The organism is Methylobacterium sp. Leaf118, assembly GCF_920984675.1.
In the GTDB taxonomy this organism is placed as follows: Bacteria; Pseudomonadota; Alphaproteobacteria; order Rhizobiales; family Beijerinckiaceae; genus Methylobacterium.
This window is the reverse complement of record NZ_CAKLBV010000071.1, coordinates 1-23,691: the sequence shown is the minus strand read 5'-3', so window position 1 is coordinate 23,691 and position 23,691 is coordinate 1. Positions and strand designations below refer to the sequence as shown.

The following is a 23,691-nucleotide window of genomic DNA, read 5'->3' as shown; positions in this document are numbered from 1 at the left end:
GGCTGACCGGGCGTGAGCGCGCCGGGGCGGCCGGCCTGTTGCGGGTTCGGCTGCGCCGGCCAGGGGCCGCCCGGCATGGTCCCCATCGGCCCGGGGCGAGGGCCCGTTCCGGAGAGTCCGGAGGCACTGCCGGGCATCCCGCCGGGATTGGCGCCCGGATTCGGGCCGCGCAGAGCCGCCTTCTGGGCGACCGCGGGCGGCAGGGCGACGCGGGCCGCGGCGGCACCGAGCGCAGCGCCTGCCACGGCGCCCGCACCGATGGCGAGGCCGGGCGAGAGCGCCGGTGCCGCCTCGGGATCGCGGGCATAGGCGGCGTTGCGCTCGTTGATGGTGTTGATGACCGTGACGTTGTGGATGTTCTGGTAGATCACGTTGTTGGGCGGCGGCGCCACGTAGGCGGGCGCGCTGACATAGGTCGGCACCGGCACGAAGTCGGGTGTCGGCAGGGCGTAGTAGACGGGCGGCGGCGGCGGCGGCGCGAGCTCGACGAGGTAGGCCGGCGGCGGCGGCAGGAAGAACGGCGGCGGCGGGGGCGGCGGCGCCAGCGCGTAGATCGGATCGTCCAGGTAGAGCGCGGGCCGCGCGACGTAGACGATCTCCTCCGGCGGGGGCGGGGGCACGTCGTAGCTGATGGCGGCGAAGCGCGGCGGCGGCTCGAGGGCCGCCGCGAGCTGGCGCAGGCGGCGGCGCGCATCCCAGGCATGGGGGCCGCGGGGATACCGGTCGAGATAGGACCAGTAGGCGTCCCGGCTGTCGGCGGTCCAGGTCCGCCGCCACGTCACCGCCTCGCGGCGGGCGGCGATCAGGGCACGCACGCGCTTCGCCATGTCGTCGCGGGGATAGGCCTGGACGAATTCCTGGTAGCCGTCGATCGTGTCGCGCTGCAGGCAGACCGCGTAGGCGTCGCGGGCGCCGATTTCCTTGAGCGGCCGCGCGCGCAACGCCGCGACCTCTTCCGGCCGACCGACGGGGGGCGCGTCGGCGGCACGCTCGAAGAAGGCGAAGCGCGCCTCGATCCGCGAGGCGTGCCAGGGCACCTCCGCGCCCTTGGTGGTCTCGTCGACGCGCAGCCGCACCCGGTCGAAGACTTGCGCCGGCGCCAGCCCGCCCTCGCGGATCATCTCGACCAGCGCCTGGGCGTAGGCGCCGTACGGCCCCTTCTCGTCGGGGCCGACGGTGCCGGGGCTCGCGTTGAAGGCGACGAGCGAGCCGGGCTCGGCCTCGGTGAGCGCGAGGCCGCCGGCCAGCGGGTCGCCGGTCTTGGCGAAGGGCGCGGTGCGGGCGCCGTCGAGCACGACGAAGCGGGCGGTCATCGGCAGGGCGGCGAGCTGGCGGGTGTAGTCGGACAGGCGCAGGGCCCGCACCGGCACGTCGGCGGCGCTGGCGATCTTCGCGTCCACGGGGACGAAGTAGTTCTCGCCCCCGAGCTGCAGGCCGTAGCCCGCCAGATAGACGAAGGCGACCGTGTCCGGGCCCGAGGCCTCGGCCTTGTCGGTGAAGTCCCGCAGGGCCTTGCGCAGGGCGTCCTCGTCGAGGTCGCGGGCGCCGACCACGTCGAAGCCCGCGGCCTGGAGGGTCTGTGCGATGAGGCCGGCATCGTTGGCCGGGGTGGCGAGCGCGCCGGCCTCGTAGGCCGCGTTGCCCACCACGAGGGCGATGCGCTTCTGGCTGCGCGCCGGCTCCTGCGCCGAGGCCGACAGGCCGGGGGCGAGGCCGACGACCACACAGAGAAGGGCTGCGAGAAACCGTGACGACCAGGACATGGACGCATCTCCTGCCCGGTGGACGCTTCGCCCTCCGGGTCGCTGCCGCGTCATTGGAAACCCGCGGCTTGAATGCCCCCTGAACGCGAAGTTCGGCAATTTCGGGATGATCGGTCCGCCCTCAGCGAAACGTCCACACGCACGATGTCTTGATCTCGGCATCCTCCAGATCGCGGGTGACCGGGACCTGGTAGGTCGCGCGCGGCACGAGGCGGTCCTTCGGCAAGTAGGCCCGGCCCGGATCGCCGATGAAGATTGTCCGGCCGGCGGCATGCAGCCCCGCCAGCCAGTCGCCGACCGCCTGGCCCAGGTCGCGCTCGTAGAACACGTCGGCCGCGAGCACGCCGTCCGCGTCCCGCGCGGTCGCGCTTCCGATCAGGTTCTCGCCGGTGATCGCGATGCGGTCCGCGACCCCGTTCGCCGCCGCGTTGAGGGCGATCGCGTGGAGCGCGAAGGCGTCGAGGTCGCTCGCCAGGACCCGGGCCGCGCCGGCCCGCGCCGCCGCGATGGCGACGAGGCCCGAGCCCGAGGCGAAATCGATCACCGTGCGCCCCGCCACCGTCTCGGGATGGTCGAGGAGGTAGCGGGCGAGCGCCTGCCCCCCGGCCCAGGCGAAGGCCCAGAACGGCGGCGGCAGGCCGATCGCCTGCAACTCGTCCTCGGTCTTCTGCCAGAGGTCGGTCGCCTCGTCGGCGACATGCAGCACGATCTCCGGGGCGTGGGGGACCGGGCGCAGGCGGGTATGGGCGCGGATGAAGGCGAGGGGATCGCGGGCGAGGGACATGGTTCCAGCCCCATCGAGGTTCGGGAGAGTGTGATTGGCCCGGGCGGAGATCGGGCACAAGGCGAGAGTTCGGATCATCCGGCCGCGCCGGCTTCGAACCGCCGGACGTCCGAGACCGGAACGATGCACGCCTCGGCACCAACGGCGCGGTGCGGCTCAGCCGCCCGGAGGAATGGGACGAAGGCGTGCGCCTGAGCGAAGCCCGCAGGGGCGATCCGGTCTCCGACAGGCGTGGGGGGCTGAGCTTCGGATCGGCGCCCTGCATCACGCAGGGCGGAGAAGCTCCGTGTAGAGGCCGGCGACGGCCGCCGCGACCGCCTCCTCGGTGTAGCCACCCTCCAGAATCCGCGCCCGCGCTGCCGCCCCCATCCGGGCGACCCCCTCCGGATCGGCGGCGAGCCGCGTCAGCGCTGCCGCCAGCGCGCCGACATCGCCCGGCGGTACGAGAAGGCCCTCGACGCCGTCGCGCACCAGCGCGCGGCAGCCCGGCACGTCGCTCGTCAGCAGGGCGCGCCCGCAGGCGGCGGCTTCGAGCAGCGTGCGCGGCAGGCCCTCGCCGCCGCGCGAGGGCAGGCAGCCGACGTGATGGGCGGCGAAGGCCCCGGCCACGTCGCGGGTGGGGCCGTGCCACGTCACGCCGTCGCCCGTCCAGCCGCGCAGGGTCTCCTCGGGGATCGCCCGGCGGTTCGAGGGGTCGGGGGCGCCGTAGAGGGACAGCTGGACCGCCGCGCCGTCCGCGCGCGCCCGGCGCAACGCCTCCACCGCCACGTCGATGCCCTTCGACCACAGCATCCGCGCCACGATCGCGACCCGGAGCGGGGCGGGCGGCGGCAGCGGGCGCGGCGCGAACATCTCGGGGTCGACGCCCGCCCCGCCGACGAGGGTGACGGCGGTGTCGGACGGGTCGAGCCCGAGCGCCCGGGCATCGTCCGGGTTCTCGAACAGGAAGCGGGTGTCCCGGCTCGCCAGCGGCCCGCGGATCAGGCCCTTGAGGGCGAGCCGCGACAGGCGGCCGCTGGCGTCCTCGCGCGCACCCAGCAGGCCGAGGCCCGTCAGAGCGAAGACCCGGCGCGGAATCCCGGCCATCGCCGCCGCGGTGCCGCCGACGAGGATGCCGCGCAGCGCGATGCAATGGACGATGTCGGCCTTGAGGGCCTTCAGGATGCCGGCGAGCTGCCCCGCCGCGTAGCCCGCCGCCATCGGGTTCAGGCTCGAGCGCTCGGCGTCCAGCTCCATCACCCGGGCGCCGGTCGCCTCGATGACCGAGCGGTGGTCGCGCACCCGCGTCACCACCGCCACCGACAGGCCCATCGCCACCGCGGCGCGGGCCATGGGCAGGAAATGCGAGGCGAAGAACCAGTCCTCGGTCACCACGAAGACGAGGGTTTTGGCGGGGGCGGTGGGGCTCATCGCCAGGGCCATAGCACGGCGCGCCTCGGGCAAGGAGCCGCGCCTCCGGAACGGGGCGCCGCGCCGTCCGGTTGATGCCTCGCGGGCAGTCACGGGAGGGCGGCATGCTGTCGGACGAGGCCGGGGCCGGGATGGTCGAACCGCGCGAGGCCGCGCGGGAGGTGGGCCTGCGCTACGTGGACGACACCAAGCCCGGCCTGCGGCGCAAGCGCAGCGGCAAGGGGTTTCGCTATCTCGACGCGAAGGGCGCGCCGATCCGCAACGCGAAGGTGATCGAGCGGCTCAAGAGCCTCGCGATCCCGCCGGCCTATACCGACGTGTGGATCTGCCCGCATCCGAACGGCCATATCCAGGCGACCGGCCGCGACGAGAAGGGGCGCAAGCAGTACCGCTACCATCCCCGCTTCCGCGAGGCGCGGGAGGCCTCGAAGTTCCACCGCATCATGGCCTTCGCCGAGGCGCTGCCGGGCATCCGGCGCCACATCGACGCCGATATGGGCCGGCGCGGGCTGCCGCGGGAGAAGGTGCTCGCCACCGTCGTCCACCTGCTCGAGACGACGCTGATCCGCGTCGGCAACGACGATTACGCCCGCACCAACAAGAGCTACGGCCTCACCACCCTGCGCACCCCGCACGTGACGGTGGCGGGAGCCGAGATGCGCTTCCGCTTCAAGGGCAAGAGCGGCAAGGAATGGTCGGTCTCGGTGCGCGACCGGCGGGTCGCCCGCATCGTCAAGGCCTGCCAGGACCTGCCGGGCCAGGAGCTGTTCCAGTATATCGACGACGACGGCGCGCGCCGCGACGTCACCTCCTCCGACGTGAACGCGTATCTGCGCGCGATCACGGGCGAGGACTTCACCGCCAAGGATTTCCGGACCTGGGCCGGCACCGTCCTGGCGGCGCTGGCTTTGCGCGAGTTCGAGGCCTTCGATTCCGATGCCCGGGCCAAGAAGAACCTCCGCGCGGCGATCGAGAGCGTGGCGTCGCGCCTCGGCAATACGCCGACGATCTGCCGCAAATGCTACATCCACCCGGAAATCCTCGGCTGCTACCTCGAAGGCGGCCTGCTCCTCCAGATCAAGGACGCGGTCGAGGGCGAACTCACCGAGGCGCTCGACCGCCTGCGCCCCGAGGAGGCGGCGGTGCTGAGCCTGTTGCGGGGCCGCCTCGCGGGGGTCGCCGCCGCGGCCGAGACGCCGCCGCGCCAGACCGGGGGGCGCACGGGCCGGGTGACGAAGACGACGGGCACGCCGGCCAAGCGACGGGGCGGGACGAGCGCCTCGGCCGCTCGCTGACGGGATCGGGGCGCCTTCGCCCGGCCTTGACAGGCGGTGCGGGTTCTCTCATCCTCGCTGCAAGTATAAATTGCGGTCGCTCCGGATTGAGGGCGCCGCCCAGGGCGAGGACAACGTCGGCGCATGATCCGCTTCAGCCCTCCCCGTGGGCGTGCCGTCGCGTCACCTCGCCGTGGTGCGTCTTGGCCGAGGGTCGTGGGTGATTTGGCAACGGGCGGCACGGCGCCCGCCATGACCGCCGGTTAGAGCGTCGACATGGTCGATCTCATCCGGGGCGGCAATGCGCCGATCGCGACACGGACACCGCGCGCACGCGTCGTGTGGTCGGCGGACGGAGCGTCCGCGGCCGATCTCGACGTGTCCGCCTTCATCCTGCGCGGCGACGGCAAGGTCGGCGGCGATGCCGACATGGTCTTCTTCAACAATCCCGCGACCGAAGGCGTATCGCTGGGACCGCTCGCGGAGCGCGCGGGTGACGCCTTCGTGACCCATCTCGCCTTCGACCTGCCGGCGCTGGCCGACGCGGTCGAGCGGATCGCGGTGGCCGCGACGCTGCCGACGGGGGTGGCCTTCGCGGCGATGCCGTGGATCCGTCTCGTGATCGCGGACGGGGCGGAGACCATCACCTTCGACGGTCCGACCTCCGGCATGACGGAACAGGCGCTGATCCTCGGCGAGCTCTATCGCCGCAACGGCGCCTGGAAGGTCCGCGCGATCGGCCAGGGCTATGTGGGCGGCCTCGAACCGATGGCGAAGCGGTTTGGGGTGGACGTGGCCGCACCGGAGCCGCACGCTGCCCCGCCACCCCCGCCACCCCCGCCACCCCCGCCACCCCCGCCACCTCCGCCACCTCCGAAGCCCGTCAGCCTGTCCAAGATCTCGCTGACCAAGGAGGCGCCCAAGATCGACCTCGCGAAGAAGGCCGCGAGCTTCGGCGAGATCCGGCTGAATTTGAATTGGAACCGCGGCGGCCCGGCTCGGCGCTCCGGCGGCCTCGGCGGCCTATTCGGCGGCGGCACCCGCGCCTCCGCGATCGACCTCGACCTCGGCTGCCTCTACGAACTGACCGACGGCCGGAAGCGGGTCGTCCAGGCGCTCGGCAACGCCTTCGGCGCCTTTGAGGCCCCGCCCTACATCGAGCTCGCCGCCGACGATCGCACCGGCGCGAGCCTGGACGGCGAATGGATGCGGATCAACGGTCGCCATTGGTCGGAGATCCGGCGGGTGCTGGTCTTCGCCTCGATCTATGCGGGCGTGCCGAACTGGGCCGCGACCGACGGGGTCGCCACCATCCTGGTTCCCGACCAGCCGCCCGTGGAGGTCCGGCTCACGGACGGCCGGCCCGGCAAGAGCGCCTGCGCGATCGCCCTGATCGAGAACGTGAACGCCACGATGCGGATCACGCGCCTCGACACCTATTTCGAGGGCGTCTCGGCCCTGGACCGCGCCCATTCATGGGGCCTGCGCTGGGTCGCGGGCTCGAAGGACTGAGTACGGGGGCGGCCGGAGCCGTCGGCCGTTGCCTGGTTCGGCCAGAACGAACACATCGCGATCCGGCCGCGCACAGCGGCCGATCCCTCGGATTCTCCAGCGAAAGGACGAACATCATGGCGGTCAGTCTCTCGAAGGGCGGAAATGTCTCGCTCTCCAAAACGGCGCCGAGCATGACCAAGGCCCTGGTCGGCCTCGGCTGGGACCCCCGGAGCACCGACGGCGCCGCCTTCGATCTCGATGCCTCCGCCTTCCTGCTCGGCGCCTCGGGCAAGGTCGCGGGCGATGTCGATTTCGTCTTCTACAACAACCTCAAACACGCCTCCGGCTCGGTGACCCACCAGGGCGACAACCGGACCGGCGAGGGGGACGGCGACGACGAGAAGGTGCTGGTCGAACTCCCGACGGTTCCGGCCTCCGTCGACAAGATCGTCTTCGCCGTCACGATCCACGACGCGCAGAGCCGCAACCAGAATTTCGGACAGGTCGGCAAGGCGTTCATCCGCATCGTCGATGCGGCGACCAAGGCCGAGGTGGCCCGCTACGATCTCGCGGAGGATGCCTCGACCGAGACCGCGATGATCTTCGGCGAGCTCTATCGCAACGGCCCGGAATGGAAGTTTCGCGCGGTCGGACAGGGCTATGCTGGCGGACTCGGCGCGATGTGCCAGCAATTCGGCGTCAACGCCGGGTGACGCCGGACCGTGACCGTTGCCGGCTCCCGGGCGTCGGCGGCGGCCGGGTCCTGTAGCCGAACCGGCCGCCGGGCGACCGGGCGCGCCGGCGGCGCCTACGCCTTTCCCTGCACGATCACCCCGTACCAGCCCAGCCCGCGATAGGTCTCGTAGCCGGGGGTGCGGTGGAAGGCCGTGACCGACCCGGCGGCGTCGCGCAGGCTGCCGCTCTCGCGGGTGCCCGGATCGAACGGCAGCCGCTCGGAGAGAACGCCGCGCCGGTCCGAGGCCGCGAGGACCCTTCGCCCGGAATCGACGAGCAGGACGCGGGTGCGGGCGCGATCCGCCGCCGCGATGCGCACGCCCTCCACGATCGCTCGCGCCTGGGGCTCCCAGTCGAAATGGATCGCGAGCACGCCGTCATTCGCGCCGGATCGCTCGCGGATGGGGGCCGCGTAGGTCGCGACGACGGCCCCGTCGAGCAGCGGCTCCGCGCGCACCTCGCCCGCCAGATAGGCGTCGGCGTTCTGCTGCGCGAGCGCCGTGCGGAACCACGGCTCCCCCGCCACGCTGCGCCCGCGCAACGCCGGGTAGCGCTGCGGACGGCCGTTGGCCAGCAGGGTGCCGTCGCGGCCGCAGAGCCAGAGATCCAGATAGACCGTGTAGGCCGACAGGATCACCCCGAGGCGCTCCGTGGCATAGGCCGCGGCCGCCGCATCGGGACGCGCGGCGCAGGTCACCACCGACGGGTCGGTCGCCCACCAGCGCACGTCGCAGGTCCGTTCGTAGAGGTTGCGATCGATCAGTTCCACGGCGTTGAGCGCGAGGTCGGTCAGCCGCTCGCCCTGCGCGTCCTCGGACATGGCGTCGGCGGCGTGCTGAAGGTCGGCGATGCGCACGGAGAGCTGGGTCTCGAGCTCGCGCGCCAGGGTCTCGACCGCGGTCCCGATGGTCCGCACCTCCTGGGCCACCACCGAGAAGCCGCGTCCCTGCTCGCCGGCCCGGGCGGCCTCGATCAGCGCGTTGAGCGCCAGAATCTTGGTCTGGGCGGTGATCCGCTGGATGTGCCCGATCTTGTCCTGGGTCATGCGGCCGACCTCGGCGATGAGGGCGGGGATCGAGGCCAAGGGCGCGGGGGGCATTGCGCCGCCGTCGGTCGGCGAACGCGATAGGTGCAGGGCAGTCATCGATCGGCAGTCCTCCTGCGCGGAAGATTTGCCGATCGGGTTAAAATCCCGATAAAGACAGTCCAGATCGGGCTATACCGGTATTGACCGGATGGCCTAGTCCGACCAAACGCGCGCCTCAGAGCCGCGCCGCCTGCACGGCGTGGCGGGGCGTCGCCCGGGCCGGCTCGGTGTCGAGCACGGGGGCGAGCCCGAGCTGACGGGCCAGGGACACCAGATCCTTGAGGCGGCCGGTCTGGGTCTTGCGGCGCAGATTGAGCCGGTGGGTCTCGACCGTGCGCACGCTGAGCGACAGGCGGCGGGCGACCTCCTTGTTGCTGAAGCCGGCGCTGAGGAAGCGCAGCACCTCGGCCTCCCGCGGCGTCAGGCCGGCGGTGTCGGGGGCTCCCGTTCCCGCCTCCGCCCGCGGGGCCGGGGCGATCTCGCCGGCCAGGGCCAGGAGCGTCGCGCAGACCTCCCGGGCCGGGGTGCCGCGCCCGACGAAGGCATCGGCGCCGGCCTCGATCAGCTGGAACATCGTTCCCGCGTCGAGGGCGCGGAAGGTCACGAGGACCCGCATCCCCGGACGCCCGTCCTTGAGCGCCGCGATCCGGGCGCAGCCCTCCGCCGGCTCCGTCTCGTGCACGAAGACGAGCGCCACGATCGGGCGGTCGCCGGCGCGGTCAAGGTCGTCCTCGCCGATGGTGCGCAGGGCGGGGTCGTGCTCCAGGATGGCGCGCAAGGTCGCGTCCAATCCGGGAGGCTCGTCGACGATCAGAACCTCAACGGCGTCACTCATGCCGCTCCCCCTCCGTCCTGCCGCGATACGTGCGGCGGCGCTCGGGAGAGAAAGAACAAGAGTCGTTCCAGGCGTTTACGGCCCCTTAACCCCTCCGAATCGTGCATTCCCGGACAGGTCGCCGGGTCGCGCGACGGGCGGCGTTCCGTTTCGGGACGCGGGCGTCAGGCGATCCGGGCCAGGACGATATCGGTCATCGCCGAGACGACGCGGTTGCGGCCGCCGGTCTTGGCCTCGTAGAGGGCGATGTCGGCCCGCTTCAGCAGGCCCTCGACGGTCTCGCCCTCGCTCCACTCGCTGACGCCGAACGAGCAGGTGAGGCGCACCGGTCCCTTCAGGGAGCGGATGCGAAGGTCCGCCGCCTTCAGGCGCAGGCGGCCCGCGAAGCTCTCGGCCTCCGCGAGGTTGCGCCCCGGCAGCACCAGGGCGAATTCCTCGCCGCCCAGGCGCCCGGCGATGCCTTCGTCCGCGATCAGGGCGGCGATCCCCCGGATCGCCGCGTCGCCGACATCGTGGCCGTACTCGTCGTTGATGCGCTTGAAGTGGTCGATGTCGATGAGGATCGCGGCGAGCTGCCCGAACCCGCCCGCCCGCTGGGCCGCCTCCCGGGTGCGCTGGACGAAGGCCCGGCGGTTGAGGAGGCTGGTGAGGGAATCGGTGTCGGCGAGGCGGATCAGCTCGCTCTGCAGGGTCGTGAGGCGCTCGGCGGCGCGCAGGCGCGCCTGCAGCTCCTCGGCGCCCGGCGGCTTGTCGATGAAGTCGTCGGCGCCGCTGTCGAGCGCCTCGGCGAGGTTGCGGGCGTTCCGCACGGAGGACATCACGATGATCGAGAGCGGCCGGTTCGCCTCCGCCAGCAGGCGGGCCGACCAGCACAGTTCCAGGCCGCCGAGGGGGCGCACCTCCAGGCTGGTGATGAGAGCGCGGACCTTGGGATTGTCGGTGACGTAGGCGAGCGCCTCGGCGGAATCGGTGAATTGCGTGACGACGTGCCCCCGCGGTTCCAGCATGCCGGCGACCACCCGCAGGACGACCCGGCTGGAATCCACGATGACGATGTGCACGGCCGCTTCCCCCGATCTTGGAGGTCGATCGTGCACAAGACTGATTAACGGGCCGTCACAGGAGCCGGTCGGATGCGACAGGGGCCGGTCTCAGCGGGCCGGCACCCGGACGGACACGACCTGCGCGCCGCTGCGCTCGCCTGCTGCGTGGGCCGGGGCATCGCTCCAGCCGCCATTCCCGCTGCGTGAGACCACGCGGGCCTTGCGCCGCGGGGCGAGGCGGTCCTCCGCCAAGCCCTGCCGTTCGACGACGTAGAGGGCCGGGCGGGCGGCCGGCGCATCGCGGATGCCGGCGACCGTCGGGATCCCGTAGGTGCCGTAGCTCCAGGCCGGCGGCACGATCCGGCTCGGGCTCGGCACGCGGGTTAAGGGAGCCCCGATATAGGTGCCGTCGAGGGCATTGCCCGCGAAGCCGTAACCGGGGGCCGCGGAGACGGGTTCACCGTAGGACGCGGTCTGGGCGCTGGCGCCGGTGGCGGTGCCGACGACGAAGAGAGCGGCGAGGCCGAACGGGGAGCGGCGACGGAAGCTGAGACGCATGGGAACGAACTCCGGGGCGGGCGCGCCGGTCAAACGCGCGGGCACGAGCGATTCGAGGGGTCAAATCCTGCCCGCGATGCTCGTTCCGGAACGGCCCGTCTCGCCAGCGATGCAGAATGCTGATACGCGGGCGGTCGGGACGGGCCGGTCAGCGGCAGATCGTGACGCGCCGGACGATCCAGCCCTCGCTCTCGATCCAGAGGCGACGGCGCTGCGTGCTGCAATTGGTCGTCTCCTCCTCGGTTTCCGTCTCGGCGACGGGACGGATCTGGGCGGCCTCGGCCACCTGCTTGGTCGCCCGGTCCGGCGGCGGCGCGGCGAGCGCCGGCGCGGCGGCCATGCCGGCGAGGACAAGACCGAAGGCGGCCGCGGCAGTGAGATTCGTGATCATGATGGCCCTGCCCGCGCGCCCTCGCGGACGCGCTTTCTGTGCATTTGTGGGCGCCGGTCCGAACGCCTGATGGTCCGGCGCGCCGCGCATTTGCGGGATCAATCCGCAACGTGACCGTTGGGTTTCGCGGCCAACCGGAAAAACGGCAAAAATTTGTTCGATCGGCGCGGCTGCGTCGAGGTTCTGGCGCCCGATCGCCCCGCGACCGGGAGGCGCTTGCGGGCGAGCCGCAAACAGTTGTAGGGCGACGGGAATTCGAACACTTGGCGATCGTCGGCGACGCGACGGTCGCTGATCTTGTTCGGAATTCTTCTAAGCTGTCCTCTACATGAGGATCTGAGGTCGAGCGCTGGGATCATCAGGTCGGCCGGTCCTCGTTTCACGAGGCCGGGATGGGCCGTTCCAGCAGCGCGTCGGGAGTGGTCGGACATGGCGGACGGATCGACGTTCCTGCAGGCTTTCACCATCCTGTTCCGGGAGGGACTGGAGGCGATGCTGGTGATCGCGGCGCTCGCCGCCTTCCTGCGCCGCGCCGGCGCGGCGGACCGGGTCATGCCGGTCTATCTGGGGGCGCTCGCCGCCATCGGGGCCAGCCTCGTCGCCGCCTGGGTGTTCCAGATCTTCTACGACGGCCATCACAGCGACCTGTTCGAGGCGGTGATCATGCTCTCCGCCGCCGCGCTGATGTTCTACATGAGCGGTTGGCTGTTCCTCCGCCAGGATCCGAAGGCGTGGCAGGCCGACCTGAACCGGCTCGCCGAGCGGGCGCTCGGCGCCGGCACCGTGGTGTCGCTCGCCGGCATCGCCTTCCTGGCGGTGTTCCGCGAGGGCGCCGAGACCATCCTGTTCGTGCATGCCCTGGCCAAGGGCGGCAACGGCTTCGACGGCGCTCTGCTGGCCGGGCTCGCGGTCGCCGCCCTGGCCCTCGCGGCGCTGTTCGGGGCGATGCAGTGGCTCGCCTTCCGTCTGCCGCTCCGCCCCCTCTTCCTGGCGACCTCGGCGTTCCTGTTCTTCATGGGCCTGCGCATGGTCGGCGAGGCGTTCCAGGAGGTGCAGGAGCAGCAGCTCGTCTCCTACACCACCGAGGGCGTGCCGGCCTTCGTGTCCGAATGGGGTCTCAGCAACGGCAGTTGGGAAGCGCTCGGCACGCAGCTCGCGATCCTGCTCGTGGCGGTGGTCGCCGGCCTCCTCACCCTGCGGCGCCGGGGTGGTGCGGTCCGCGACGGCCGGCCGGTCTCCGCGGCCTCCTGACCGTCGATCCCGCGCCCGTCAGGGGGCTTCCCCCGAGGTGACGCTGATCATCGGCAGCGTCACCGCCATCGCGTCCGGCGCGCCGTTCGGGAAGGTCGGCAGGGTCGCCACCGCGAGGACGAGGGCGAGGGTGAGGACGAGCAGCGACGTCTCGACGCCGCGGTAGAGCTGTTCCATCGGACATCTCCCGGCCGGCGGGAGCGAATCGACCGCCGCACCCCGACAGGATCGGGGCGCGGCGGTATCCAAAGCGTCAACGCATGGGTCCGGCCCGGCCCGCCTCATACCAAATCCGGTTGATCCCTTCGGGATGGCGGATTTGGGCTTCGCTCAAACGCCGCGCGGGCTTGCCTGATACGGGCTCCGCTTTGATCAAGCGGAGCCCGTATCAGGCCCGCCCGGCCGGAACCATGGCGGCGAGGTCCCCGGCTGGCGGATGGGCGAGGCCCGCGGCGAGCATGGCTTCCAGCACCACGAGATCGGCTTCGGGGTCCGGCTCCCAGCCGCAGGCGCAGTGGCCGGTCGGACCGTGGGCGGCGGCGACCTGACGGTAGAGGGCGCCGACCGTGCGCGCGGCGGCCTCCAGCGCGGCCATGGCGGGCATCGGCTGCCGACCCATCACCTGCCAGAACGCCACCGTGAGGGCCCGTTCGAGGGTGGTCTGGGCGGCGCGCTCCGCCGCGTCGTGCGGGGTGGGGACGCGATGCCGGCTCACGCCGAGACCCTCCGGCGCGGGGTCGCGTCGCTGGGCTCCAGTCCGACCAGGGCCGCAAGGCCCGTCCGGCTGAGCCCGAGCGACGAGCCGTCCCACCACGCGCTGCGCAGCCCGTCGAGGAGCGTTTCGAAAGCATCCCCCGGGGCGGCGCCCCGGGGATCGGCCGACGGCCGGGCCGATCGGCGGCGGGACAGGGCGGGAAATATCAAGATCTGGGCCATGTACGGATGATGGCGCAGAAGATCGGCCGCAAGCAAGTCTTCGGAAAAACATTGGAAGTACTTTAAATTCAAGGGCGCGCTCGTGAAGCCACCCTTGATTTGGAAGAATTCAAGCCGCGCCGAAAAGGGCCCGCCGCCCGGCCGCTTGGCGGGCGGGGCCCGGCCGGCTACCGCACCGGATGGTCGAAGGCGGTCGTCGCAAACGGCTCGCGCTTCAGCGTGAAATGCCACCATTCCTGCGGATAGGGGCCGAAGCCCGCCCGAATCATCGCGGCGCGCAGGCGGTGGCGGTTGGCCCGCTGCGCCCCGCTCACCGTCGGCGAGTCCGTGGCCGAGGCCGGATCGAACCGGTCGAAGGGCGTGCCCATGTCGCGTTCGCGCCCGTCCGCGAGCCGGACCAGGGTCAGGTCGACGGTCGAGCCCCGGGAATGGGCCGAGCGCTCGGCGATGTAGCCGAGGCGGAACAGATCCCGCTTGTCGAGGTCGGGATAGTAGCGGGCCTTCATGCGCGCGTCGTCGGGGTCGCGGGCCCAGGCGGCGAAATCGGCCACCGCGCGGAGTGGGCGGTAGCAATCGAACACCTTGAGGCCGAGCCCCTCCGTCGCCAGCTCGGCCTGGGCGAGGGCCAGAGCCCGGGCGGCCTGCGGGGTCAGGAGGCAGCGCGGCGCCTCGTAGCCTGCGATCGGGCGGCCGACGAAATTGTCCGCGCCGGCATAGCGCATGTCGACGACGAGGCCCGGCACGGCGCCCGCGGCGTCGACGAACGGCTCCGATGCGGAGGCGCTGCCGGCGGGCAGCAGGGCGACGGTCAGGGCCGCGAGGCCGCGGCGCATCAGGCGGCCCATGCCGCCCGCTCCACGCCCGGTGCGACCCGGTGACGGATCTCGCCACGCCCGCCGCAGAGGGCCCGTCCGGTCATCGCCGCAGCGAACGCCGGGCTCGGGACAGACCGGGACGACAGGAGGTCGCGCAAGGAACCACCCTCACAGCCAATGGCGCAGGGCCAGCAGCGCCAGAACCAGGCCGCCGATGCCGGCCAGAAGCGAGGCCAGGACGTAGGCCAGGGCCGCGCCCCCCTCGCCTCGCTCGATCAGGGTGACGGTTTCGAGCGAGAAGGTCGAGAAGGTGGTGAAGCCGCCGAGCACGCCGGTGGCGAGGAACAGCCGCGCCTGCGGCGTCCCCCCGCGGAGCGCCATCCAGCCGGTGACGATCCCCATCAGCACCGAGCCGGCCACGTTGATCCCGAGCGTTCCCCACGGGAAGGCCGAGCCCAGGCGCAGGGCGACGAGGTTGACCCCGTGGCGCAGGACCCCGCCGAGGCCGGCGCCGAGGAAGACGAGCAGGGTGTTCACGCTTGGCTCCTGGGCAGGCTTGGCTCCTGGAACGGAGGGCACCGTGCCCGGTCCGTGCGGCGCCCCGGAATTGCACTCCCGGATCGCGCGCTTCGTTCCGGATCCCGGATCCGGGCGGCTTCGCGTCCGCTCCCGTGCCCCACCCCATGGTTGCGAGCGCCGACATCACCGGCCGGGCCGATGCCCTACGGCTTCACGCCATAGACGACGATGAACAGCTCGGACTGACGCTGCTCGATCTGCGCGAAGCCGGCCCGGGTGAGGTAGTTGACGAGTTCCTGCGGCGTCGAGGTCTTGCTCACGAAGGGCGGGCGATTCTCGGGCGCGAAGGAGAGCAGTTGCTCGAAGAAGGCCCAGCCCTCGTCATTGAGGGCGTTCACGTTGTCCACCAGCACGCGCCCGCCGGGCCGCAGCACGCGGAAGGCTTCGCGGATGTAGCGGTAACGCTCCCACTCCTCGAGGTGCATGAACACCACGGTGCAGTAGACGAGATCGACCGAGGCGTCCGGAATCGGCGCGAGGTCGTAGCCGTTGATCTCGACGGCCTCGACATTGGGCAGGTCCGCGAGGCGGCGGCGGATATGCCCGACCATGTTGGCGGAGACGTCGGCGCCGATCCAGCGGCGGCACTCGGGCGCCAGCACGGCCCCGACCCGGCCCACGCCCGCGCCGATCTCCAGGATGACGTCGTCGGGCCGCAAGCCGACGGTCTCCTCCAAGAGACGCTTCGTCTTGAGGCCGTGGCTGCGGTACATCCCCTCGTCGACGTAGCCGCTGACCGCCATCTTGGCGCTGTCCTCGGTCGCCGCCAGCGCCTCCCAGGTGCGCTTGTACTCGTGCCGGAACGGCGGCGGTGGGGGAGGGGGCAGCGGCTTCGCGAAGCGGCGTCGGATGTTTCGCAGAATGCGGCGCATGCCCCTCGTCCCGGCTCAGCCGGCCCTGTCAGCGCGCCCTCTTCGCAGCAAAGGCCCCGGGGGACAAGCGCGGCGGCCCGGGAGTGTGCGTTCCCGGGCCGCCATCGACATCGATGCCGTCGGCGGGTCAGTCCGCGCCGATGACCTTGTCGAGGGTGATCGGCAGGTGGCGGATGCGCTGGCCTGTGGCGTGGAAGACCGCGTTCCCGATCGCGGCGGCGACGCCGACGATGCCGATCTCGCCGAGCCCCTTCACCCCGAGGGGATTGGCCTTGTCCTCCTCGTCCACGAAGATCACCGCGATGTCGTGGATGTCGGCGTTCACCGGCACATGGTACTCGCCGAGGTTGTGGTTCATGAACCGGCCGATGCGGTGGTCGAGCATCGATTCCTCGTGCAGCGCCGAGCCGATGCCCATGACGATCCCGCCGAGGATCTGGCTGCGGGCGGTCTTGAGGTTGAGGATCTTGCCCGCCGCGATCGCCGAGACGATGCGGGTGCAGCGGATCTGCCCCAGCTCCTCGTCGATCTTCACTTCGGCGAAGATCGCCGAGTGGGTGTAGGCCTCGTAGTTCTGGGCGAAGTCCTTGTCGGGGCCGGCATCGCCGGTCGCCTCCAGCCGCTCCGTGCCGGTCGCCCGCAGCACCTCGGTCAGGGCGATGCCTGTGCCCGGATCGCCCGCGAGCTCGATGCGGCCGTTCGTGAAGACCACCCGCTCGAAATCGACGTTGGCGAGGACCGAGTTCTCCATGCCGCGTGCGAGCTTGAACGCCTGTTCGGCGATGGCGCGGCAGGCCTTCATCACGGCGGTGCCGGAGGAGGCCGCCGTCCACGAGCCGCCCGCGACCGGGGCCTGGGCGAGGCGGGTGTCCCCGAGCTTGGTCGTGACGTGCTCCATCGGCAGGCCCAGGGTGTCGGCGGCGATCTGGGTCAGGATCGTGTAGGTGCCGGTGCCGAGATCGCCCGTGGAATTGCCGACCTCCAGCCGTCCGTCCGCGCCGAGCACCGCATGGGCGCTCGACTGCATCATCATCGATTCCCAGATGCCGGTGGCCATGCCCCAGCCGACGAGTTCGCGGCCCTCGCGCATGGAGCGGGGGGCCGGATCGCGCCGGGCCCAGCCGAACCGCTCGGCGCCCTGGCGGAAGCAGTCCCTGAGCGCCTTGGAGCCGAACGGCTTGTCCTCGGTCGGGTCGCGCTCGGTGTAGTTCTTGAGCCGCAGGGCGATCGGGTCCTGCCCTGTGGCGTAGGCGAGCTCGTCCATCGCCGTCTCGATGGCGTAGACGCCGGTCACGGCGCCCGGCGCGCGCATGTCCCCCGGCGTCGGCGTGTCGAGCTTGGTCAGGCTGTAGGTGAGGGCGACGTTGTCGCATTCGTAGAGGACGCCCGACCAGTTGACGACGACCTCTTGGTAATCCTCGAACTGCGAGGTGCCCTGCACCGCGTCGTGCCGGAGCGCGGTGAGCTTGCCCGAGCGGTCAGCCCCGAGGGCGACGATCTGAACGGCCTCCGAGCGGTAGGTGAAGGACCACATCTGGTCGCGGGTCAGAGTCACCCGCACCGAGCGGCGCAGGTCCCGCGCCGCCAGCATCGCCAGGAACAGCTGATATTGCGGGCGCAGACCCGAGCCGAAGCCGCCGCCGAGATAGGGGTTCAGGACCCGCACCTGCTCCGGCTTCAGGCCGAAGGCGCTCGTGATGTAGTCATGGGTGTTCGAGACGCCCTGCACCTTGTCGTAGACCGTGTAGGTGCCGTCCTTCTCGACGATCACCGTGGAGGCATGCGGCTCCATCGGGTTGTGGTGCTCGTCCGCCATCCGGAACTCCGCCCCGACGCGGACCTCGGCCGCCTCGAGGGCCTTCGCCGCGTCGCCCCACGGCTCCGGCGGCGGCTTGATGCCGGCCCGCTTCATCGGCGGGTCGTAGGCGGCGTCGGCCTGCGCCGTGATGTCGGTGTGCGGGCGCTCCGTCGCGTAGGTGACCCGGACCAGAGCGGCGGCGTAGCGGGCGGTCTCGAAATCCTCCGCCACCACGAGGGCCACCGGCTGGCCGGAGAAGGCGATGCGGTCGCTCGCCAGCGCCTGGAACGGTGCCCCGGGGGGCGCCACGGCGTCCTGGTAATCCTCCGGCTTGGTGGAGGTCGCCGGGCGGTTCTCGTGGGTCAGGACCTTGAGGACGCCGGGCACGGCTTCGGCCGCGGCGGTGTCGATGCCGGTGATGCGCCCCTTGGCGATGGCGCTCGAGACGACGACCCCGTAGGCGAGGTCGAGGGCGGTGAACTCGCCGGCATATTTGGCAAGGCCCGTGACCTTGGCCGGGCCGTCGACGCGGCTGATGGCGCGGCCGACGAACCGGTCGTGGCCGGCCGCCGGGCTGAACTGGACGGTCATGGCGGCTCCTACTGGATGCGCTTGTCGGACTGGGACTGGGGCGTGCCCGCGGCGGCCTGTTCCAGGCCACGGACGATGGCGCGGCGCGCCAGCTCGATCTTGAAGCCGTTGGTCGATTGCGGCTTGGCTTCGGCGACGATCAGATCGGCGGCCGCCTGGAAGGTCTCCCGGGTCGCGGGCTTACCCTGGAGCAGGGCCTCGGCCTGCGCGTTGCGCCAGGGCTTGTGGGCGACGCCGCCGAGCGCGAGCCGCGCCGTGCGGATCGTGGTGCCGTCGAGCTCGAGTGCGGCGGCGACCGAGACGAGCGCGAAGGCGTAGGAGAGCCGGTCGCGCAGCTTCAAGTAGGTGTAGTGGGTCGCGAAGGCGGGGGGCGGCAGGTCGACCGCGACGATGATCTCGCCGGGCGCCAGCGTCGTGTCCCTGGCCGGATCGTCGCCGGGCAGACGGTGGAACTCCGCGAGCGGGATCGAACGCTCGCCCGAGGGCCCGCTGACCTGCACCACCGCCTCGAGGGCGGCGAGCGCCACGGCCATGTCCGAAGGGTGGGTCGCGATGCAATGCGCGCTCGCCCCGAAGATCGCGTGGATCCGGTTGACGCCGCCGATGGCACCGCAGCCGGAGCCCGGCTCGCGCTTGTTGCAGGGCGTGGCCGTGTCGTAGAAGTAGTAGCAGCGGGTGCGCTGCAGCAGGTTGCCGCCGGTCGAGGCGGCGTTGCGCAGTTGCGCCGTCGCTCCGGCCAGGATCGCGCTCGACAGGAGCGGGTAGCGCTCCCGGACCCTTGCATCGTAGGCGACCGTGGCGTTGGTCGCCAGCGCGCCGATGCGCAGGCCGCCGTCCCGCTCCTCGATCTGGCGCAGGGGCAGGCGGGTGATGTCGATGAGCCGGCCCGGCCGCTCGACATCGTATTTCATGAGGTCGATCAGGTTGGTGCCGCCGGCGATGAAGCGCGCCCCCGGATCGGCGCCGAGCGCCTGCACGGCCTCCGCCACAGTGTCCGGTCGGACGTAGTCGAAGCGGTTCATCGCGCGACCTCCTGCTGCATCACGTCCTCGATGGCGTCGACGATGTTGGTGTAGGCGCCGCAGCGGCAGAGGTTGCCGCTCATCGCCTCGCGGATCTCGTCGCGGGTCTTGGCGTGACCCTCGTTCATCAGGCCGACCGAGGAGCAGAGCTGGCCCGGCGTGCAGTAGCCGCACTGGAACGCGTCGTGCTCGACGAAGGCTTCCTGGATCGGGTGGAGGCTGTTGCGGCCCTCCGTCTGGGCGAGGCTCGCGAGGCCCTCGACCGTTGTGATCTCGGCCCCGTCCTGCATCACCGCGAGCGCCAGGCAGGCGTTGATGCGGGTGCCGTTCACCAGCACCGTGCAGGCGCCGCACTGGCCGTGATCGCAGCCCTTCTTGGTACCGGTGAGGTCGAGGCGCTCGCGCAGGAGGTCGAGGAGCGTGGTCCAGGGGGCCACCGCGATCTCGCGGCGGGCGCCGTTGATGGTCAGCGTGATGCCGATGGTCCCGACCGCGCCGGGCGAACCGCTGTCGATGAGCATGGTGGTGTCCGTGGCGAGGCGTCGCCCCGCGACGGCACGGGAAAGGGGATCTCCGGTGCCGGGGCAGGGGTCCGCGTCATGGGAGGGCGGGCTCGAGCCCGCGCCGGGTCATTTCCATAACCGTTCCAAGGTGGAGCCGTTCCGGGCGGTCGATCACGGGCTGGGCGCCGCCGTCCCGCCGCCGAGGGCTGGGGAGGGGGCCGATCCGGCCGCGCCCCAGCGACACGAGGCTTCCCGTGGGGGCGAGGCGGTGTTAGCTCCGCCCCTACAACCGCCCGCTCTCCACCGCTTCGAGGAGCCGCCATGTCCGAGACGCTCACGCCCGTCCTCAACGACATCGACCGCGACCTCGACAACGCCCTGGAGCGGCTGTTCGCGTGGCTGCGCATCGCCTCGATCTCGACCGATCCGGCCTATGCCGGCCAGTGCCGGACGGCGGCGTCCTGGCTCGAAGGCACGCTGACCGCCCTCGGCTTCGAGACCAGCGTGGAGGAGACCTCGCTGCACCCGGTCGTGCTGGCGCACCGCCCCAAGCCGGGCGCGCCGCACGTCCTGTTCTACGGCCATTACGACGTGCAGCCGGTCGACCCGATCGATCTTTGGACGACGAAGGAGCCCTTCGTGCCGCGTCTGGTCGAGGCGGATGGTACGAAAAGAATCGTGGCTCGTGGTGCGTCCGACGACAAGGGTCAGGTGATGACCTTCGTCGAGGCCTGCCGGGCGCATCTCGCCATGAACGGCGACCTGCCGGTCGGCGTCACCCTGCTGATCGAGGGGGCGGAGGAGAACGGCTCGCAGGGGCTGCCCGAATGGGTCGCGCAGAACCGCGAGCGCCTGAAGGCCGACGTGGCCCTCGTCTGCGACACCGGCATGTGGGACCGGCAGACGCCGCAGATCACGACCTCGCTGCGGGGCCTGGCCTATTTCGAGGTGAAGGTCACCTGCGCCGACCGCGACCTACATTCGGGTTTCTTCGGCGGTGCCGCCGCCAACCCGATCCACGTGCTCTCGAAAATCCTCGCCGCCTTGCACGACGAGGACGGGCGGGTGACCCTGCCGGGCTTCTACGACGGCGTGCGCGAGCCCCCGGCGGAGCTGCTGGAGCAGTGGCGCGGCCTCGGCCTCACCGCGGAAAAATTCCTGGGGCCGATCGGTCTGAAGGAGCCCGCGGGCGAGCGCGGCCGCCTGCCGATCGAGCTGATTCAGTCGCGCCCGGCCTGCGACGTCAACGGCATCATCGGCGGCTATACGGGGGAGGGGACCAAGACGGTCATCGCGTCCCAGGCCTCGGCCAAGGTCTCGTTCCGCCTCGTCGACGACCAGGACCCGGAACAGATCGCCGCGACCTTCGAGGCCTTCGTGCGCGCCCGCGTGCCTGCCGACTGCACGGTGGAGGTGATCTGCTACAAGGGCTCCCGCGCCGTCGCGCTCCCCTACGACATGCCGCAGCTCGACGCCGCCAAGCGCGCGCTCGCGGAGGAATGGGGTCGCGAGGCCGTGGCGGTCGGCACGGGCGGCTCGATCCCGATCGTCGGCGACTTCAAGCGCCTGCTCGGCCTCGACACGCTCCTGATCGGCTTCGGCCTGGACGACGACCGCATCCACTCGCCCAACGAGAAGTACGAGCTGGCGAGCTTCCACAAGGGCACCCGCTCCTGGGCGCGCATCCTCCAGGCCCTGGCGGATGCAAGGGGCTGAGCGGCGGCGATGCGGCCGATCGATGTTGCCCCGGATCGTCCCGGGTCCGGTGCCGTGTCGCGCGCCGTGACGGATCGGGCCCGGCCCTCGCCGTCAGGGCGCGACGGCGCCATCCGGCGCGTGACCGATCCGACGGCGCCGGCGCGCCCGGCCGGGTCGCGCGCCGCATGAGCCGCGATCCGACGCCGGGCCACTATTACGCGGGCAGAAATGGAACGGGCCTGCTCCGCTTCTCCCTCCCGTCCTCCCTGCCGATCCCCCTCGGGATCACGGCGCCGACGGGCGTGTCGCTCGCCTCCTGGGCCTTTGCCGGCTTGGAGGAGGAAGCGCGCGGCGGCCCCGTTTGCCTCCTCGCCCTCGACGGGATCCCGGACGGCCCGGTGACCCTCGCCACGCATTTTCGCGACCTCGCGATCCACCCCGAGCCCGCTCGGCCGGACGCGCTGGACGAGGCGGAGCGCAGGCTGCTCGCGCGGGCCTTGCTCTCGGCGGGGCCGGCCGGCCTCCCGGCCTTGGCGGGCCTGTTCCCGCTGATCGAGGCGGCCCTGTCGTCGTTGCCGATCGCGGAGGACGCGCACGCGCTGTCGCCCGGTGGCCCGGGCTACATGCTCACCGGCACCCTCGTGCCGCATGCCCTGCTCCTGTACGCCGAATCCGGCTGGAGCGGAGCCCGGGTCGCGACGGCCCGCCTCGGCTTCGCGGGCGGGGCGCGGATCGGCCTCGGGCTCGACGCCCCGCTCTGGGGCACGCGACCCGCGCGGGTCCGGGCGGCGATCGCCCTCAACACCCACGGCTTCACCCCGCTCGTCGTGGGGGCGGCATGATGGCGGATGCCCCCGCGATCCTCGTCCTCGCGCCGATGCCGGCCGCCCCGGCGAGCGCCGGCAACCGCCGTCGGCTCGTCGCCACCTGCGAGACGCTGATGCGCGGCGGCTTCTCGGTCGATCTCGCCTATTACGCCCACGAGGATCAGATCTATCGCCGCTTCGGCCAGCATCCGCCGACCGACCTTGCGGCGATGGCCGATCGGGTCCGGAACCTCTTCCTGATCGAGGCGCATGCGGTGATCCCGCTCAAGACGCGGGCGCCCTGCTTCGGCATCGATGAGTGGTGTCCGGATGAGGTCGGCGACTTCGTGGCCTGGTACGTGGCGCAGTTTCCCGACACCCGCGCCGTGCTGGCCAATTACATCTTCCTGTCCCGGGCCCTGGAGCGGGTGCCGTCGGGCGTCCTGAGGCTCATCGACACCCACGACCGGTTCAGCGGTCGCCAGACCCAGTACCGGCCCTTCCGCGCCGAGCCGAACTTCTTCTACACCGACGATGCCGGTGAGGCCGCGGGGCTCGCGCGGGCCGATATCGTCCTGGCGATCCAGGCGGGCGAGGCCCGCGCCTTCGCCGGTCTCGCCGCGGCGGAGGTTCTGCTGCTGCCCCCCGTCTTCCCCGCCGAGCGGGCCTTTTTGCCCGCCGAGCGGGCCTTCGCGCCGCCCGAGCGGGTCGCCCGCATCGGCTTCCTCGGCCATGGCAACGATCCGAACCTGTTCTCGATCGGCCGCTTCGCCCAGGCCTGGGGGCAGGGCTGGACGCCGGACCGGCCGGAACTCGTCATCGCCGGCGAGATCTGCCGCAGCCTGGAGGGGATCGACGGGCCAGGCGTGCGGCGGCTCGGCTATCTCGACCGGCTCTCGGATTTCTACGATCAGGCCGATCTCGTGGTGGCGCCGATGCTGATGGGATCGGGGCTCAAGATGAAGGTCGGCGAGGCCCTGTCCTATGGCCGGGCCGTGATCGGGACGGAGATCGGCCTGGAAGGGTTCGAGCCGGAGCATCCGGCTCATCGCTGCCGCGACGTCGAGGCCGTGAAGGCGGCGGTGCTCGCCGTCGTGGCGGATCGCGAGGCCCTGACCGGGCTCACGCGGGCGAGCGAGGCGCTGTTCGTCCGCTACGCCGCCGTCGCCGCGGCGGCGGAGGCCCGCCTGATCGCGCGCCTTCAGGCGCAGACTCCCCCCGCCGCCCGGGTGGAGGGCGGGCCCGCCGCCGCCCCGCAGGCGGCCCCCGCCGTCGCGCGCGTCACGGCCTCCGGCGGCGGCCTCGTCCTCACCGCCGAGCATTCCGCCCGTTCCCTGCCGGCCGCCGACCCCGATCTCGGCGTGCTCGTCGCCACCGAGCGTCGGCCCGGCGACGGCACCGCGGCCTCCTACCGGCCCGAGCGTCGGCGCTGGTTCGGGCGGGCCG

General features: G+C 71.9%; 24 protein-coding genes. 7 read left to right on the top strand and 17 right to left on the bottom strand.

Annotated elements, in window-relative coordinates; all coding sequences use genetic code 11:
• The 3 genes from LW587_RS20810 to LW587_RS20800 all read right to left on the bottom strand — a co-directional run.
• The coding region (locus LW587_RS20810; protein ID WP_232631500.1) for a caspase family protein at positions 1 to 1,763 on the bottom strand (1,763 nt) is incomplete at its 3' end.
• Positions 1,764 to 1,884: 121 nt separating this feature from the next.
• Positions 1,885 to 2,547, bottom strand: coding sequence for a class I SAM-dependent methyltransferase (locus LW587_RS20805; protein WP_232631499.1), 663 nt, complete (start codon positions 2,545 to 2,547; stop codon positions 1,885 to 1,887).
• Between the two features lie 264 nt (positions 2,548 to 2,811).
• A complete protein-coding gene (locus tag LW587_RS20800) occupies positions 2,812 to 3,957 on the bottom strand; it encodes a glycosyltransferase (protein WP_232631498.1) in 1,146 nt (381 codons plus the stop codon).
• A gap of 104 nt (positions 3,958 to 4,061) precedes the next feature.
• On the opposite strand from LW587_RS20800, the gene LW587_RS20795 reads away from it, so the two are divergent.
• The 3 genes from LW587_RS20795 (at position 4,062) to LW587_RS20785 (ending at position 7,438) form a co-directional block, all read left to right on the top strand.
• Positions 4,062 to 5,252, top strand: a complete 1,191-nt coding sequence (locus tag LW587_RS20795) for a DNA topoisomerase IB (protein ID WP_232631497.1) — start codon at positions 4,062 to 4,064, stop codon at positions 5,250 to 5,252.
• Between the two features lie 255 nt (positions 5,253 to 5,507).
• On the top strand, positions 5,508 to 6,743 hold the full coding sequence (locus LW587_RS20790) for a TerD family protein (protein WP_232631496.1): 1,236 nt from the start codon (positions 5,508 to 5,510) through the stop codon (positions 6,741 to 6,743).
• 116 nt (positions 6,744 to 6,859) lie between these two features.
• Positions 6,860 to 7,438 carry a TerD family protein gene (locus LW587_RS20785; RefSeq protein ID WP_232631495.1) on the top strand — a complete coding sequence of 193 codons (579 nt, stop codon included), beginning with the start codon at positions 6,860 to 6,862 and terminating at the stop codon, positions 7,436 to 7,438.
• A gap of 95 nt (positions 7,439 to 7,533) precedes the next feature.
• Here LW587_RS20785 and LW587_RS24080 read toward each other — a convergent pair whose 3' ends face one another.
• The 6 genes from LW587_RS24080 to LW587_RS20755 form a co-directional block, all read right to left on the bottom strand.
• Positions 7,534 to 8,559, bottom strand: a complete 1,026-nt coding sequence (locus LW587_RS24080) for a methyl-accepting chemotaxis protein (protein ID WP_269780357.1) — start codon at positions 8,557 to 8,559, stop codon at positions 7,534 to 7,536.
• A gap of 163 nt (positions 8,560 to 8,722) precedes the next feature.
• Positions 8,723 to 9,382, bottom strand: coding sequence for a response regulator transcription factor (locus LW587_RS20775; RefSeq protein ID WP_232631494.1), 660 nt, complete (start codon positions 9,380 to 9,382; stop codon positions 8,723 to 8,725).
• A gap of 164 nt (positions 9,383 to 9,546) precedes the next feature.
• Positions 9,547 to 10,443 carry a GGDEF domain-containing response regulator gene (locus LW587_RS20770; RefSeq protein ID WP_232631493.1) on the bottom strand — a complete coding sequence of 299 codons (897 nt, stop codon included), beginning with the start codon at positions 10,441 to 10,443 and terminating at the stop codon, positions 9,547 to 9,549.
• 90 nt (positions 10,444 to 10,533) lie between these two features.
• Entirely contained in the window at positions 10,534 to 10,983 is a 450-nt protein-coding gene (locus tag LW587_RS20765; RefSeq protein ID WP_232631492.1) for a hypothetical protein, read from the bottom strand.
• A 148-nt stretch (positions 10,984 to 11,131) separates the two neighbouring features.
• Positions 11,132 to 11,374 (bottom strand): hypothetical protein, encoded by a 243-nt coding sequence (locus tag LW587_RS20760; RefSeq protein WP_232631491.1) that lies wholly within the window; start codon positions 11,372 to 11,374, stop codon positions 11,132 to 11,134.
• 98 nt (positions 11,375 to 11,472) lie between these two features.
• Complete coding sequence (locus LW587_RS20755) at positions 11,473 to 11,805, bottom strand: hypothetical protein (RefSeq protein WP_232631490.1); 333 nt, start codon at positions 11,803 to 11,805, stop codon at positions 11,473 to 11,475.
• On the opposite strand from LW587_RS20755, the gene LW587_RS20750 reads away from it, so the two are divergent.
• Positions 11,804 to 12,625: an FTR1 family iron permease gene (locus LW587_RS20750; RefSeq protein ID WP_232631489.1), complete on the top strand. Its 822-nt coding sequence runs from the start codon at positions 11,804 to 11,806 to the stop codon at positions 12,623 to 12,625. The genes LW587_RS20755 and LW587_RS20750 overlap by 2 nt on opposite strands.
• Positions 12,626 to 12,643: 18 nt before the next feature.
• Here LW587_RS20750 and LW587_RS20745 read toward each other — a convergent pair whose 3' ends face one another.
• The 8 genes from LW587_RS20745 to LW587_RS20710 all read right to left on the bottom strand — a co-directional run bounded on the left by LW587_RS20745 (position 12,644) and on the right by LW587_RS20710 (position 19,759).
• The gene (locus tag LW587_RS20745) at positions 12,644 to 12,802 is read right to left on the bottom strand and encodes a hypothetical protein (protein WP_232631488.1); all 159 of its coding nucleotides are present in this window, start codon (positions 12,800 to 12,802) and stop codon (positions 12,644 to 12,646) included.
• A 211-nt stretch (positions 12,803 to 13,013) separates the two neighbouring features.
• Complete coding sequence (locus tag LW587_RS20740) at positions 13,014 to 13,340, bottom strand: hypothetical protein (protein WP_232631487.1); 327 nt, start codon at positions 13,338 to 13,340, stop codon at positions 13,014 to 13,016.
• A gap of 388 nt (positions 13,341 to 13,728) precedes the next feature.
• A complete protein-coding gene (locus LW587_RS20735) occupies positions 13,729 to 14,406 on the bottom strand; it encodes a M15 family metallopeptidase (RefSeq protein WP_232631486.1) in 678 nt (225 codons plus the stop codon).
• 138 nt (positions 14,407 to 14,544) lie between these two features.
• Positions 14,545 to 14,913 carry a fluoride efflux transporter CrcB gene (gene crcB, locus LW587_RS20730; protein WP_232631485.1) on the bottom strand — a complete coding sequence of 123 codons (369 nt, stop codon included), beginning with the start codon at positions 14,911 to 14,913 and terminating at the stop codon, positions 14,545 to 14,547.
• 185 nt (positions 14,914 to 15,098) lie between these two features.
• Complete coding sequence (locus LW587_RS20725) at positions 15,099 to 15,827, bottom strand: class I SAM-dependent methyltransferase (RefSeq protein ID WP_232631484.1); 729 nt, start codon at positions 15,825 to 15,827, stop codon at positions 15,099 to 15,101.
• Positions 15,828 to 15,954: 127 nt separating this feature from the next.
• Positions 15,955 to 18,216: a xanthine dehydrogenase family protein molybdopterin-binding subunit gene (locus LW587_RS20720; RefSeq protein WP_232631483.1), complete on the bottom strand. Its 2,262-nt coding sequence runs from the start codon at positions 18,214 to 18,216 to the stop codon at positions 15,955 to 15,957.
• Positions 18,217 to 18,224: 8 nt separating this feature from the next.
• Positions 18,225 to 19,238 carry an FAD binding domain-containing protein gene (locus LW587_RS20715; RefSeq protein WP_232631482.1) on the bottom strand — a complete coding sequence of 338 codons (1,014 nt, stop codon included), beginning with the start codon at positions 19,236 to 19,238 and terminating at the stop codon, positions 18,225 to 18,227.
• Positions 19,235 to 19,759 carry a (2Fe-2S)-binding protein gene (locus LW587_RS20710; RefSeq protein ID WP_232631481.1) on the bottom strand — a complete coding sequence of 175 codons (525 nt, stop codon included), beginning with the start codon at positions 19,757 to 19,759 and terminating at the stop codon, positions 19,235 to 19,237. The genes LW587_RS20715 and LW587_RS20710 overlap by 4 nt, the downstream gene beginning before the upstream one ends.
• Positions 19,760 to 20,062: 303 nt before the next feature.
• On the opposite strand from LW587_RS20710, the gene LW587_RS20705 reads away from it, so the two are divergent.
• The 3 genes from LW587_RS20705 to LW587_RS20695 form a co-directional block, all read left to right on the top strand.
• A complete protein-coding gene (locus LW587_RS20705; RefSeq protein ID WP_232631480.1) occupies positions 20,063 to 21,457 on the top strand; it encodes a M20/M25/M40 family metallo-hydrolase in 1,395 nt (464 codons plus the stop codon).
• Between the two features lie 167 nt (positions 21,458 to 21,624).
• A complete protein-coding gene (locus LW587_RS20700) occupies positions 21,625 to 22,281 on the top strand; it encodes a hypothetical protein (protein ID WP_232631479.1) in 657 nt (218 codons plus the stop codon).
• Positions 22,281 to 23,691 (top strand): glycosyltransferase family 4 protein (locus LW587_RS20695; RefSeq protein WP_442919178.1); only part of this gene is annotated, 1,411 nt, incomplete at its 3' end. The genes LW587_RS20700 and LW587_RS20695, both read left to right, overlap by 1 nt.

What these genes read in the sequence shown, in the direction of transcription:
- LW587_RS20805 (WP_232631499.1), bottom strand. Translation starts at nt 2,547, where the DNA reads ATGTCCCTCGCCCGCGATCCCCTCGCCTTCATCCGCGCCCATACCCGC.
- LW587_RS20800 (WP_232631498.1), bottom strand. Translation starts at nt 3,957, where the DNA reads ATGAGCCCCACCGCCCCCGCCAAAACCCTCGTCTTCGTGGTGACCGAG.
- LW587_RS20795 (WP_232631497.1), top strand. Translation starts at nt 4,062, where the DNA reads ATGCTGTCGGACGAGGCCGGGGCCGGGATGGTCGAACCGCGCGAGGCC.
- LW587_RS20790 (WP_232631496.1), top strand. Translation starts at nt 5,508, where the DNA reads ATGGTCGATCTCATCCGGGGCGGCAATGCGCCGATCGCGACACGGACA.
- LW587_RS20785 (WP_232631495.1), top strand. Translation starts at nt 6,860, where the DNA reads ATGGCGGTCAGTCTCTCGAAGGGCGGAAATGTCTCGCTCTCCAAAACG.
- LW587_RS24080 (WP_269780357.1), bottom strand. Translation starts at nt 8,559, where the DNA reads ATGCCCCCCGCGCCCTTGGCCTCGATCCCCGCCCTCATCGCCGAGGTC.
- LW587_RS20775 (WP_232631494.1), bottom strand. Translation starts at nt 9,382, where the DNA reads ATGAGTGACGCCGTTGAGGTTCTGATCGTCGACGAGCCTCCCGGATTG.
- LW587_RS20765 (WP_232631492.1), bottom strand. Translation starts at nt 10,983, where the DNA reads ATGCGTCTCAGCTTCCGTCGCCGCTCCCCGTTCGGCCTCGCCGCTCTC.
- LW587_RS20760 (WP_232631491.1), bottom strand. Translation starts at nt 11,374, where the DNA reads ATGATCACGAATCTCACTGCCGCGGCCGCCTTCGGTCTTGTCCTCGCC.
- LW587_RS20750 (WP_232631489.1), top strand. Translation starts at nt 11,804, where the DNA reads ATGGCGGACGGATCGACGTTCCTGCAGGCTTTCACCATCCTGTTCCGG.
- LW587_RS20755 (WP_232631490.1), bottom strand. Translation starts at nt 11,805, where the DNA reads ATGTCCGACCACTCCCGACGCGCTGCTGGAACGGCCCATCCCGGCCTC.
- LW587_RS20745 (WP_232631488.1), bottom strand. Translation starts at nt 12,802, where the DNA reads ATGGAACAGCTCTACCGCGGCGTCGAGACGTCGCTGCTCGTCCTCACC.
- LW587_RS20735 (WP_232631486.1), bottom strand. Translation starts at nt 14,406, where the DNA reads ATGGGCCGCCTGATGCGCCGCGGCCTCGCGGCCCTGACCGTCGCCCTG.
- LW587_RS20725 (WP_232631484.1), bottom strand. Translation starts at nt 15,827, where the DNA reads ATGCGCCGCATTCTGCGAAACATCCGACGCCGCTTCGCGAAGCCGCTG.
- LW587_RS20720 (WP_232631483.1), bottom strand. Translation starts at nt 18,216, where the DNA reads ATGACCGTCCAGTTCAGCCCGGCGGCCGGCCACGACCGGTTCGTCGGC.
- LW587_RS20715 (WP_232631482.1), bottom strand. Translation starts at nt 19,238, where the DNA reads ATGAACCGCTTCGACTACGTCCGACCGGACACTGTGGCGGAGGCCGTG.
- LW587_RS20710 (WP_232631481.1), bottom strand. Translation starts at nt 19,759, where the DNA reads ATGCTCATCGACAGCGGTTCGCCCGGCGCGGTCGGGACCATCGGCATC.
- LW587_RS20705 (WP_232631480.1), top strand. Translation starts at nt 20,063, where the DNA reads ATGTCCGAGACGCTCACGCCCGTCCTCAACGACATCGACCGCGACCTC.
- LW587_RS20700 (WP_232631479.1), top strand. Translation starts at nt 21,625, where the DNA reads ATGAGCCGCGATCCGACGCCGGGCCACTATTACGCGGGCAGAAATGGA.